The sequence below is a fragment of the Winogradskyella helgolandensis genome, assembly GCF_013404085.1.
Lineage (GTDB): Bacteria > Bacteroidota > Bacteroidia > Flavobacteriales > Flavobacteriaceae > Winogradskyella > Winogradskyella helgolandensis.
Window position 1 is genome coordinate 772,545 of sequence record NZ_JABFHO010000001.1, and the last position, 12,232, is coordinate 784,776.

Below are 12,232 nucleotides of genomic sequence, written 5' to 3' on the forward strand. Positions count from 1 at the left end.
CTCAATGTTTAATTGTCCCAGAATTATTTCAATTAAGTTCTTCTAACTGGTCTTTCAACTTACTTAAAGCCGCATAAATTCTATGTTCAGCGACCTTTTTGGTGACATTTAATAATTCACCTATTTCTTTATGCGTTTTTCCATCAACCTTACTTAAAAGAAAAGCAACACGTTCTTCTTCTTTTAAAGTTGATAATGCCGTTTCATAGCGTTTTAGAAATTCCTTTTTACGCAACATAAATTCTGGAGTCTCATTGGTGTAATCCTTAGGCTTAACTTCTTGATGTTTAAATACAATATTTTGGTGCTTTACTTCATTTAGCATCATATTATTTGCAACCGTATATAAATAAGATTTTGCAGCCTCAGGTGCTACTTTTGCGCAATTTTCCCATAATTTAATAAAGGCATCTTGCACTTTATCTGAAGGATTTAACAAATCCCCATACTTATAATATAAAATGTTACTCATACTCTGTGCATACTTTTCATAGAGTTTAGAAAAGCGCAATTTATCACAGATATCTTTGTGGAGCGACTTAGGCAATTAAAAATGATTTTGAAATTTGAATATCCAAAAGTATACTTTTTTAAAAGACCATAAAAAAGTTAGTGTTATTAAAATATCAAATTTAGATTTTAGAATTGAATTAGAATTTGTTTTAAAAAATTTGGGATATTTTAATATGCAGTTGTTTTAAAACTATAAGCCCAATCTAAAACCTCACAAAATATGAATCAATCAACTGAAACTAAAAACTACGATTCAAAACCTAAAACAACTCGAAATACAATTAAATAAATAAAAAATTAAAAATTTCTCGGGACATTTAATTACTAAGTTGTTCTAAGTATAAAAGCGGTAATTTAAGTGCCTTAATAAAAAACTTAACCATAATTATAAAAACAAATTAACAATGAAAACTATCAAACCTTTACTTTTTGCCTTATTGGGTTTATTTCTAACAATGACGTCTTGTAGAACCGAAGACGATGTCAATATAGATCCACCTACAGAATCTATTTTACAACCTAATTCAGCGTTAGCAAGCCAGATTCAGCTAGTCACCATGAACGATGGTTCTATCGATAATATCGTTTACAACGCGAATTGTTTTACCATTCAACTTCCACTTTCAGTAACCATTAATGGAGTAGAATTAACCATTACTAATGTTAATGATTATGACGATCTTGAAGATATTCTTGATGAATTTGATGACGATGACGATGATGTTGAGATTGCTTTTCCTATCACAATCATTCTTGCAGATTATACTGAAATCCAAATCAACAGTTTAGACCAGTTAGAAGACTATGCTGACGATTGTAATGATGAAAATGAAATTGACGATGATATAGAATGTTTAGATTTTGTATATCCTATCACTGCTTCACTATTTAATACCAGCAACGAAGTTGTGGCAACATTAACATTTACTAACGATTACGATCTGTATGAATTTATAGATGATATTGACGAAGATGATTTAATTGGATTTGAATTTCCTATAAGTATTGTCATAGCAGATGGTACCGAAATTGTAATCAATAATTTTGACGATCTTGATAATGCTATTGACACTTATGGAGATGATTGTGATGAAGATGACGATTACGACCATGACGATGATGATTGTACCAATTGCACACCAAGTCAATTAGAATCAATTTTAACCGCTTGTTCTGGTTGGTACATAGACGAATTAGAACGTAATGATAATGACTTAGAAGACAACTATAATGGCTACTTATTTGATTTCTTCACTGATAATACAGTAACCGTAACTTGGAGTGGTAACACTGCAAATGGCACTTGGACAACTAGCGGAACAGGAAACAACATCACTGTAACCTTTGATATTCCAGGATTTGATGATATTAATGACACATGGTATTTAGATGAAATCGATAACGACGATGATGACAATGAAACTGAAGTAAGTTTTGAAATTGGTGATGATGACGAGTTAGAATTCAAAAACAATAATTGCAACTAATCCTAAAATTAAATAACAAACAAACCTTAAATTAAACATTATGAAATCACATATTATGAAAACCCTATTTACACCTAAAACCTTATTAAGCGCACTACTAGTTTTTAGCTTATTATCTTGTTCTAATGACGATGATGATGACCATAACGACGATTGTAATACTTGTACTACGGAACAATTAGAAACTATTTTAACAGCTTGTTCAGATTGGTATATTGAAGATTTAGAACGAAATAATATCGATTTAGAAAGCAATTATGTAGGTTACTTCTTTAATTTCTCAGCAGACAATACGGTTATTGTGACATGGGATGAAAATACAGCGAATGGCACTTGGACTACCAGCGGCACAGGAAATAACATCAACGTAACCTTTAATATTCCAGATTTTGATGATATCAATACGACTTGGATATTAGATGAACTTGATAATGATGACAATGATAACGATGTTGAAGTAAGTTTTGAAATTGGTACTACTGACGATTTAGAATTCAAAAACAATACCTGTAATTAATCACCTTAATTACAAAGTTCTAATTTAAGTTTCCAAACTTAATTAATAGCAGAGCCAACCTTGAAGAAATTCTTGGTTGGTTTTTTTATTATGGACATAAAAATATTATAAAAGCTCTACTACTCTTTAATACCCATTTTTATAGCCTCATAGACCAATTTAACCTCAGCCTCTCCATACTTTCGCTCTAAACGCCTAATGGTAAAATGTGCCGTTGCCATATTCTGAAAGTGATCTACAAAAACATAATTTAAACCACCTCCTCCAATGGCTCCAACAATAGGTACAGCTTGCGCCAAAAATTTCTCGCTAATGAGAAGACTTAATCTTGTCGCAATTTTAGATAAAAAATTACCCACAGCATTAGACCCCAAAGCACTTGCTCCTTTTACTAAACTCTCTAAGCTCATTTTTATGCCTGCTGTTGAGACATTATTTAAAGCCGAATTCAATGCCAAACGTGTGGTGTAATAACTAGCTTCCATGCCATCATCATCTAATGAATCTCCTCCAAGCGCAAAAACTTGCAGACATGCCATTTGACCTTCTAAAGTGTAGATATCTTCACCTTCGCTTCGTGCTATATCCATAATGGTACGCATTAAAAACTTAGTGGTAATCGTAACTTCTGATGCAAAAATAGCAGTTCCAAACCCCGTAGACGATCCAAAAAAACCACTTAAAGCTCCTGTACCAGTGACAATACTTTTATAAGTGTTTTTTGAAGGCTTTTTAAAAGTTTTGTTTTTTTGAATGGTTAATAAATTAGCTTTTATAATTTTTAATAATACAGATTCTGTAATCTTCTGCACTTTAACTAATACTTTTTCTGGTACGTAGCTAACTCCTGTTTCAACCGTATTACCAATTTTATTGACATTACGAATGGCCCAACCTAAATTTTGCATGCTAGATTTTGCGTGCACTAAGGCTTCTTTGTCTTCTGGTGATATGGGATTTGCTGTTAGATTCAAGGGCTTCTGTTTATAGGATTTGTCGGTTAATCTTCTTAATTGTTACAAAGTCAACACTATCTCAATCAAAAATTAACCCTCCTTAACAGTATTATTATCTTCATACACAAACTCATCGCGACCATTGTATTCCACATTTTCCTTTATGAGAATATCTATTGGAAGGTAAATTTTATGTTCTGGAACTTTATTTTGAATTAGAAAATCAGTTAACAACCTTACAGATTTATAACCTTGATCAAACGGTTTTTGAGAGATTAAAAACGAAACCGAATCATTCAGTAAGCACGCTGTATTTTGAGGTGTATTATCAAACCCTATAAGTTTTAAATGTTGTAACCGATGGTTTTCAATACAATCTACTACTTTATAAATTCTACTCGATGGTACAAATACTCCTTTGATTTCAGGATGTATTTGTAAATATGAATTAATGATTTCCTTTGCCTCTAGCACGTTATTGATATCATCAATTTTTAAAGTTTCCGGAGTTGAATTCATTTCATTTTTCAAAAAATAATCCTTAAAGCCTTTAACTCTATTAGATATCGCATTGTTTTTAGTGATATTTTGGCTCGATTGAATAATTAAAAATTCACACGGTTGCGGATTATTAAAATGCATCATCTTACCTGCTATATAACCTGCCGTATAGGCATCTTGACCAACATAGGCGATATTATTAAAGCCCTCTATATCAATATTTAGAAACAGATATGGAATATTAAGTGCTTCTAATCGGTTTATAATTTGCTTCGTTTCATCAGAAAAATTAGGCACCATAATAACAGCTGTTGGCTCTGTTTCTAATACATCTTCAAATGCGCTTAAATAAGACGTTGCATCAGATTGATTGAATGTGAAACTATTCACCTGAACACCAAAATTCTTAACATCATCAGCAGCCTTAATTACCCCTAAGTATGGTGATTTCCAAAATAAATCAGAATCATTATGCTCAGGAATTAACACTGAAATTTGATGCTTCTTTTTCATGGCAAGCGCACTTGCTACAGGATTTACTTTAAAATTATGACGCTCTAAAACCTTTTTAACCTTGGCCTCGGTTTTTTTAGAAACACCTCTTCTGTTATGTATAACGCGATCCACAGTGCCTTCTGAAACATTGGCCTCTTTAGCTATATCCTTAATTGTAATCATATTTTAAAATATCTCAATCTATCTGATGCAAACTTATACATTAAATACGCTGCTTTAAATCATGGCAATTTAATAAAAACAAATACATTTTTGTGTGCGCACACAAAATACTATCATTATATTTGTGTGTGCGTACACGAAAAAATAATTTAAGAACAAACTAAGACGTTTAATAATGGATAAAGTAATCGTATTAACAGGAGCAGGAGGGGTTTTATGTAGCACCTTAGCCATGGCTCTTGCAAAACAAGGAAACAGAATTGCTGTTTTAGATTTAAGAAAAGAAGCAGCAGATAAAGTAGCAAATGAAATCACCGCTTATGGAGGAAAAGCTATTGGCGTTATGGCTAATGTTTTAGAGAAAGACTCTTTAGAAGCCGCTAAGAAAATTGTGAATGAGGCTTTTGGCAAAGTGGATATTTTGGTAAATGGCGCTGGTGGAAATCATCCTCTAGGAACAACATCTAACCCCTTTTTAGAAACAGCAGATTTAGCAAATAAAACAGAAGGCTTTAAAACGTTTTTCGATTTAGACCCAAAAGGAATAGAATTTACATTCAACCTCAACTTCTTAGGAACATTAATTCCTACACAAGTATTTGCAACAGATATGGTAGGCCGAGACGAGTGTTCTGTATTAAATATTTCTTCTATGAATGCGTTTACACCCTTAACAAAAATACCTGCCTATAGTGGAGCAAAGGCTGCTGTATCTAACTTTACGCAATGGTTAGCGGTGCACTTTTCTAAAGTCGGCATCCGTGTTAACGCCTTAGCACCAGGATTTTTCTTAACGGACCAAAATAGAACATTATTAACTAATGAAGATGGAAGTTTAACACAACGAGGCCAACAAATCATTGACCAAACCCCAATGAGTCGTTACGGTGAACCTGAAGATTTAATAGGCACAACATTATGGCTTTGTGGTGAAGGTTCAAAATTTGTAACAGGAGTTGTAGTGCCAATTGATGGTGGATTTTCAGCCTATAGTGGCGTTTAAAAAATAAAAAAATGATACAAAATTTAGAACAAACATGGCGTTGGTATGGACCAAATGACCCTGTTTCTTTATCAGACATAAAACAAGCAGGAGCCACAGGAATTGTTTCGGCATTACATCATATTCCAAATGGAGAGGTTTGGACGGTTGAAGAGATCAACAAAAGAAAAGCGACTATAGAAGGCCATGGACTTACATGGTCAGTTGTAGAGTCTGTACCTATCCACGAAAACATTAAAACAAAGTCGGGCGATTATCAGTTATATATTGATAATTACAATCAAACCTTATTGAATTTAGGTGCCTGTGGCATTGATACCGTTTGCTATAATTTTATGCCTGTTTTAGATTGGACACGTACCAACCTAGATTTTGAAGTTTCAGATGGTTCTACTGCCCTACGTTTTGAAGCCGCTGCTTTTGCTGCTTTTGAATTGTATCTATTAAAAAGACCTGGTGCAGAACACGACTATTCGGATGCTCAAAAACAAAGTGCTGCTGAATTTTTGAAGCAGGCTTCCGCTGAGGAACAAAAAACCTTAATCCGGAATATTATTGCAGGTTTACCAGGTGCTGAAGAAGGTTATACTTTAGAAGAATTTAATACCATTTTAGCAACTTATAATAACATTGGTCCAAAAGAATTAAAAGCGAATTTATTTTCATTTTTATCAGAAATTATTCCCGCTGCAGAACAAGCTGGTGTGTTAATGTGTATTCACCCGGATGATCCACCGTTTCCAATTTTAGGCTTACCAAGAGTGGTTTCAACAGAACAAGATATTGTTGATTTATATGAAGCGGTTCCTTCTCATAATAATGGACTAACCTTCTGTACGGGTTCTTTTGGTGTAAGAGCCGATAATGATTTGACAGGCATGGTAGAACGCTTAGGTGAACGTATTCACTTTATTCATTTACGAGCTACAAAACGCGATGCTGAAGGTAATTTTCATGAAGCCGACCATTTAGATGGAGATGTCGATATGTACGCCGTGATGAAAGCCTTAATTAAAGAACAACAGAAGCGTATCGAAGCCGGACGAACAGACCTTAGATTGCCGTTTAGACCCGATCATGGTCATAAAATGTTAGATGATTTAAAAAAGAAAACCAATCCAGGCTATTCAGGAATTGGACGTTTACGAGGTTTGGCTGAGTTACGAGGTTTAGAACTCGGTATTAGACGTTCATTATAACATAGAAAACTTTTCAGAATGACTAGTAATTCACCTTTTATAGGAGCTAATTTTTTATTGCAATCGGACGTTGCAGAAACGCTGTATCATCAATATGCTAAAGACTTACCGATTATAGATTATCACAATCATTTGTCGCCACAGCGCATTGCAGAAGATCAACCCATAAACAATATCACCGAAGCTTGGTTATATGGAGACCATTACAAATGGCGAGCAATGCGTGCCAATGGAATTGAAGAAGCCTTTATAACTGGTGATGAAACAAGCCCAAAAGAGAAGTTTGTAAAATGGGCCGAAACCGTGCCTTATACCCTAAGAAATCCTTTATTTCACTGGACGCATTTAGAACTCAAACGCTATTTTAATATCGACGAGCTTTTGCAACCCTCAACGGCAGAAACTATTTATGAGAAAGCAAATGCCATTTTAGAACACAAAACACCAGCACAACTTTTAGAACAAATGAAGGTTGAAGTGATTTGTACTACAGATGACCCAACAGATACTTTAGAACACCATAAAACTATTGCTAAAAAAGGATTTTTCACTACCGTTTTACCAACCTTTAGACCCGATAATTTAATTTTAATTGAAGCGGATAGCTATATCATTTATATTGAAAAATTAACCTCTCGCGTTAAATTTCCTATTACCAACTTATCAGAATTACTAGAAGCTATTCAAAATAGAGTGGACTTTTTCGATGCCTTAGGTTGTCGACTTTCAGATTATGGATTGGAGCAAATTTATGCTATCGATTTTACTAAGGACGAAGCAGATGCTATCTTTCAAAAGCGTTTATCTCAGACAGTAATCACTAAAGACGAAGCGAATATATTTGCCTCTTGTATCTTATTTGAATTATGTAAAATGTATCATGCCAAAGGTTGGGTGCAACAATTTCATTTAGGGGCTTTACGAAATAATAATAGCAGATTATTAAATCAAATAGGCTTAGATGCAGGCGTCGATTCTATTGGTGATTTTAGTCAGGCACAAGCCATGTCTAAATTATTCAATCAATTAGATGCTGAAAACTTATTATCAAAAACCATAACCTATAACCTCAACCCTTCTCAAAACGAAGTCTTCGCCACCATGATGGGGAATTATAGCGAAGCAGGCATTCCTGGGAAAATGCAATGGGGCTCTGGCTGGTGGTTTTTAGACCAAAAAGACGGCATGGAAAAACAGTTAAGCACACTTTCAAACATGGGCTTATTAAGTCGGTTTGTGGGTATGCTAACTGATAGTCGTAGCTTTTTATCTTTCCCAAGACACGAATATTTCAGACGCATTCTATGCAACTTAATTGCAGAAGATGTGAAAGAAGGGTTAGTTCCAAATGACATTGAATTTCTAGGGAAAATGATTCAAGATATTTGCTATAACAACGCTGTGAATTATTTCAATTTTGAAAATTAACACTATGAAAAACCGTTTGTTAGTTATCTTAATATTTATCGTCTCGCTACAAAGTTGTAAAGAAGAAAAGGCTACTAAGACGCTCTATTTGGCGCATAATATGCCACAAACGCATTCGGTTCACAAAGGTATTTTAGAATTTCAAAAAGCCTTACGATTAAAATCTGGCGGAAAATTAGATGTCAAGATATTTCCAGATGGGCAATTAGGTTCAGAACGAGAAGTCCTCGAATTATTACAAATAGGCAGTGTGGCTATAACTAAAGTAAGTGCAGCCACTTTGTCTAATTTTGTACCCGAATATCACGTGTTTGGCATTCCTTATTTATTTGAAAACAAGCAACATCAATTTGATATTTTAGAAGGCGACGTCGGAAAATCGATTTTAGAAAAAGGAAGTCAATTTTGGTTACGCGGTTTATGTTATTACGATGCTGGAAGCCGAAATTTTTACACGACAAAAAAAGCCATTAGAACACCAGAAGATTTAAAAGGATTGAAAATACGGGTGATGAACAATCAAATGGCCATTAATATGATTAATAGTATGGGAGGCTCGGCAACACCTTTGGCTTTTGGTGAGCTCTATACTGCCATGCAGCAAGGCGTGGTAGATGGCGCCGAAAATAACGCACCATCCTTTGTATCCTCTAATCATTACGAGGTTAGTAAGTATTACACAATTGACGAACACGCTTCCATTCCTGATGTATTACTCATTGGTACTAAGTTTTGGGACCAATTATCCGAACAAGAAAAACAATGGGTTCAAGAGGCTGCTGAAGTATCGGCTCAAGCTCAAAAAGTATTTTGGAATGCATCTGTTGAAGAATCTATGGCCATTGCAAAAGCCGCTGGTGTAGAAGTTATTATTCCTGAAAAATCTTTGTTTCAAGAACGCTCAAAATCGGTCTTAGAAAACTTTATGAAAGACCATCCTGAGATGCGTTCCATCGTCAATAACATTCAAAAGCAATAGGTATGAAAACGGCAGATATTCTTTTCACTAAAGTATGCAAATTCATGGAAATGGTATTGATTTCTATTTTCGGATTATTAGTTATAGATGTATTACTACAAGTCTTTTCACGCTATATTTTAAACACCTCATTCACTTTTACAGAAGAGTTAGCCCGTTTTTCTCTGATTTGGTTATCTATATTAGGTGCCGCTTATCTCAGTGCCAAACGCGAACACTTATCTATGGATTTTCTCTATCAGAAAATGGGTATTAAATCTCAGAAAAAAGCCCTTATGTTTATTGAAATCTGTGTGTTTTTATTCGCGCTTTGTATTATGGTTATCGGTGGAATTAATTTGGTTTACACCACGCTGCATTTAGAACAGTTATCAGGAACCTTACGTATTCCTCTGGGCTATATTTATGCCATTTTACCTGCTAGCGGACTTCTTATGATGTGTTTTTCAATTTATCATTTTATAAAAATCAACACTAACGACATAACCGATTAATTATGAGTATAGAAGTCATCAGTATCCTCGTTTTATTTGTTAGCTTTTTTGTGTTGTTAATGCTGAAAGTTCCTGTGGCGTATAGTATAGGAATTTCTACTACATTGAGTTTACTACTCAACATTGATAAAATGCCAGGTCTAACCACCATCGCGCAGCGTATGAACACCGGAATCGATAGTTTTGCGCTCTTAGCCATTCCGTTTTTTGTGCTCGCTGGCGAAATAATGAAACAAGGCGGAATAGCCAATCGGCTTATTAATTTTGCGAAGTCTTTAGTGGCTAGTTTACCTGGTGGTTTGGCTTATGTAAACGTCTTATCATCAATGTTGTTTGGAGCAGTATCAGGGTCAGCCATAGCCGCAACCTCTGCCATAGGAAGTATTATGACGGACCCTATGGAAAAGGAAGGTTATCCAAGAGCATTTAGTGCCGCTGTAAATATCACCTCATCAACAACAGGCTTATTGATTCCTCCAAGTAATATTCTAATTGTTTACGCTTTAGCAAGTGGTGGCACCGCTTCTGTTGCAGCCTTATTTATCGCGGGTTATTTACCTGGGATTCTGCTTGGTGTAGCTTTGATGGCTTACATAGCCTTTGTCGCCATAACTCGAAAATTTGCCAAAGGTGAACGTGTGCCGTTGTCTTTAATTTGGACTTATTTTAGGAAAGCTTTTTTCAGTCTATTATTATTAGTTGTTGTGGTTGGAGGTATTGTGTCAGGTATATTTACGGCTACTGAAGCCTCTGCTATTGCTGTTTTATATGCTGGTGTATTGGCCTTAATTTATGGTGACGTTAACTTCAAAGATTTTCCTGCCATATTATTAACAAGCGCTAAGACTACGGCTGTTATTATGTTTTTAATTTGTACGTCTATGGCGATGTCTTGGCTGTTTTCTTTTGAAGGTATTCCGGAATTGATTAGTGGTTTTTTACTCGAACAATTCAGCAATAAAATTGTCATCTTTTTAGTCATTAACCTTGTGTTATTAATCATAGGCACCTTTATGGATATGACACCTGCTGTACTTATATTTACCCCTATATTTCTACCTGTAGTAGTCGCTTTAGGCATGGATCCGGTTCACTTTGGAATTGTTTTAGTACTCAACCTTTGTATCGGCTTATGTACGCCACCGGTAGGCACCATTCTTTTTGTAGGTAGTGGTGTAGCCAAGATTTCCGTTTCAAAAGTTATAAAACCGTTACTGCCGTTTTTATTAATTATGATTGCTGTGCTGCTACTTATCACTTATATTCCTGAAATATCGATGTTTTTGCCTACTCTGTTTGGTTTGTAAATACCAAAGTGTAATTTCAGCATATTATATTACAGTGCTATAAAAAATTGTTCCGTATTTACGTGCAACTTTGTACCTTTATGACATGAATATAGGATTAGTACTTTCTGGTGGAGGCGCAAGAGGTGCAGCGCATATTGGTGTTATTAAAGCATTAGAGGAACACAATATATTTCCTACACATATTGCAGGTACAAGCGCTGGTGCTATTGTCGGTGCTTTATATGCCGCTGGCGTTCCTTGGTCAGAAATTTTGATTTTTTTTAAAACTATTCCCCTTTTTCATACTAAAAGGTTTGCTAGAAAAAAACCTGGTTTTTTAAATTCTGAAAACTTTTATGATGATCTTAAAACCTTCTTACCGAAAGATAGCTTTGAAGATTTAAAAAAGCCTTTATTCATTCCTGCAGCCAATATCATTGATGGTACATCAAAAATTTTTAGCAAAGGACAACTTATTAAACCCATTATTGCTTCTGCCTCTTTTCCTGGTGTTTTTACACCTACTGAAATTAATGGGAAATTTTACGTTGATGGAGGCACCTTAAATAATTTTCCTGTTGAACCCTTAAAAAATAAGTGTGATAAAATTATTGGTGTTTGCGTCAACCCTTTAAAGACCGTAAACATGAAAGATTTAAGACATTCTTATTCCGTCATAGAACGCGCTTATAAAATTAAAGTTGCTGCAGAGTCCTCAAACAAGTTTCCTGATTGTGACATGGTAATAAGCCCTCAAGAACTAGTGAATTACAGCACTTTTGGTATGAGTAATATGGAGGCTATTTTTAATTTGGGATACACATCTACACTAACAGCTCTAAAGGATAATCAAGGCCTTTTCATGCCATAAATAATATTGAAATTATTTTTTACCATCGTGGATTAAAATCATTTTCAATCTACTCACAAACTGTATCTTGTTTTATTTGAAAGGAATTTTAACATATATCGACAAATTCAAAAACCAACCCATTAATAATTAAATGAAACTAATCAAAACCCTAGGATACCTAGGTCTTGTCGCCTTTATTCTTTTAGCATTAAGCGCGTGTTTTCTACATTATTCACCTTCCATTTTAGAACATTCTGAGCCTTATGAGTTTTTCAAATTTGTATCTTAAGGCATCTTATTACCAGTCGATGGAGTAAAAATTGCTTTAGTATAAG

12 protein-coding genes are annotated in these 12,232 nt (G+C 34.6%); 9 read left to right on the top strand and 3 right to left on the bottom strand.

Going from position 1 to position 12,232, the window contains the following annotated elements; translation table 11 throughout:
- Positions 1-28: 28 nt before the first annotated feature.
- Positions 29-547 (bottom strand): RNA polymerase sigma factor, encoded by a 519-nt coding sequence (locus tag HM992_RS03115; RefSeq protein ID WP_178986463.1) that lies wholly within the window; start codon positions 545-547, stop codon positions 29-31.
- Between the two features lie 370 nt (positions 548-917).
- Between HM992_RS03115 and HM992_RS03120 the strand changes: the two genes are divergently transcribed.
- On the top strand, positions 918-2,000 hold the full coding sequence (locus HM992_RS03120; RefSeq protein ID WP_179318680.1) for a hypothetical protein: 1,083 nt from the start codon (positions 918-920) through the stop codon (positions 1,998-2,000).
- Between the two features lie 40 nt (positions 2,001-2,040).
- Positions 2,041-2,517 (top strand): hypothetical protein, encoded by a 477-nt coding sequence (locus HM992_RS03125; protein ID WP_179318681.1) that lies wholly within the window; start codon positions 2,041-2,043, stop codon positions 2,515-2,517.
- Positions 2,518-2,636: 119 nt separating this feature from the next.
- Here the strand turns inward: HM992_RS03125 and HM992_RS03130 are convergent, their stop codons facing one another.
- Together HM992_RS03130 and HM992_RS03135 are read right to left on the bottom strand one after the other, a co-directional pair.
- Positions 2,637-3,491, bottom strand: coding sequence for an EcsC family protein (locus HM992_RS03130; protein ID WP_179318682.1), 855 nt, complete (start codon positions 3,489-3,491; stop codon positions 2,637-2,639).
- Positions 3,492-3,563: 72 nt separating this feature from the next.
- Positions 3,564-4,652: a substrate-binding domain-containing protein gene (locus HM992_RS03135; protein ID WP_179318683.1), complete on the bottom strand. Its 1,089-nt coding sequence runs from the start codon at positions 4,650-4,652 to the stop codon at positions 3,564-3,566.
- Between the two features lie 175 nt (positions 4,653-4,827).
- On the opposite strand from HM992_RS03135, the gene HM992_RS03140 reads away from it, so the two are divergent.
- The 7 genes from HM992_RS03140 to HM992_RS03170 all read left to right on the top strand — a co-directional run bounded on the left by HM992_RS03140 (position 4,828) and on the right by HM992_RS03170 (position 11,915).
- A complete protein-coding gene (locus tag HM992_RS03140) occupies positions 4,828-5,655 on the top strand; it encodes an SDR family oxidoreductase (protein ID WP_179318684.1) in 828 nt (275 codons plus the stop codon).
- An 11-nt stretch (positions 5,656-5,666) separates the two neighbouring features.
- The gene (gene uxuA / locus HM992_RS03145; protein ID WP_179318685.1) at positions 5,667-6,854 is read left to right on the top strand and encodes a mannonate dehydratase; all 1,188 of its coding nucleotides are present in this window, start codon (positions 5,667-5,669) and stop codon (positions 6,852-6,854) included.
- Positions 6,855-6,872: 18 nt separating this feature from the next.
- Positions 6,873-8,282 carry a glucuronate isomerase gene (gene uxaC / locus HM992_RS03150; RefSeq protein WP_179318686.1) on the top strand — a complete coding sequence of 470 codons (1,410 nt, stop codon included), beginning with the start codon at positions 6,873-6,875 and terminating at the stop codon, positions 8,280-8,282.
- A gap of 4 nt (positions 8,283-8,286) precedes the next feature.
- Positions 8,287-9,261, top strand: coding sequence for a TRAP transporter substrate-binding protein (locus tag HM992_RS03155; RefSeq protein ID WP_179318687.1), 975 nt, complete (start codon positions 8,287-8,289; stop codon positions 9,259-9,261).
- Between the two features lie 2 nt (positions 9,262-9,263).
- Complete coding sequence (locus HM992_RS03160) at positions 9,264-9,755, top strand: TRAP transporter small permease (protein WP_178986444.1); 492 nt, start codon at positions 9,264-9,266, stop codon at positions 9,753-9,755.
- A gap of 2 nt (positions 9,756-9,757) precedes the next feature.
- Positions 9,758-11,062, top strand: coding sequence for a TRAP transporter large permease (locus HM992_RS03165; RefSeq protein WP_179318688.1), 1,305 nt, complete (start codon positions 9,758-9,760; stop codon positions 11,060-11,062).
- 85 nt (positions 11,063-11,147) lie between these two features.
- The gene (locus HM992_RS03170) at positions 11,148-11,915 is read left to right on the top strand and encodes a patatin-like phospholipase family protein (RefSeq protein WP_179318689.1); all 768 of its coding nucleotides are present in this window, start codon (positions 11,148-11,150) and stop codon (positions 11,913-11,915) included.
- The last annotated feature ends 317 nt before the right edge of the window (positions 11,916-12,232 follow it).

What these genes read in the sequence shown, in the direction of transcription:
- HM992_RS03140 (WP_179318684.1), top strand. Translation starts at nt 4,828, where the DNA reads ATGGATAAAGTAATCGTATTAACAGGAGCAGGAGGGGTTTTATGTAGC.
- HM992_RS03135 (WP_179318683.1), bottom strand. Translation starts at nt 4,652, where the DNA reads ATGATTACAATTAAGGATATAGCTAAAGAGGCCAATGTTTCAGAAGGC.
- uxuA (WP_179318685.1), top strand. Translation starts at nt 5,667, where the DNA reads ATGATACAAAATTTAGAACAAACATGGCGTTGGTATGGACCAAATGAC.
- HM992_RS03125 (WP_179318681.1), top strand. Translation starts at nt 2,041, where the DNA reads ATGAAATCACATATTATGAAAACCCTATTTACACCTAAAACCTTATTA.
- HM992_RS03160 (WP_178986444.1), top strand. Translation starts at nt 9,264, where the DNA reads ATGAAAACGGCAGATATTCTTTTCACTAAAGTATGCAAATTCATGGAA.
- uxaC (WP_179318686.1), top strand. Translation starts at nt 6,873, where the DNA reads ATGACTAGTAATTCACCTTTTATAGGAGCTAATTTTTTATTGCAATCG.
- HM992_RS03120 (WP_179318680.1), top strand. Translation starts at nt 918, where the DNA reads ATGAAAACTATCAAACCTTTACTTTTTGCCTTATTGGGTTTATTTCTA.
- HM992_RS03170 (WP_179318689.1), top strand. Translation starts at nt 11,148, where the DNA reads ATGAATATAGGATTAGTACTTTCTGGTGGAGGCGCAAGAGGTGCAGCG.
- HM992_RS03155 (WP_179318687.1), top strand. Translation starts at nt 8,287, where the DNA reads ATGAAAAACCGTTTGTTAGTTATCTTAATATTTATCGTCTCGCTACAA.
- HM992_RS03165 (WP_179318688.1), top strand. Translation starts at nt 9,758, where the DNA reads ATGAGTATAGAAGTCATCAGTATCCTCGTTTTATTTGTTAGCTTTTTT.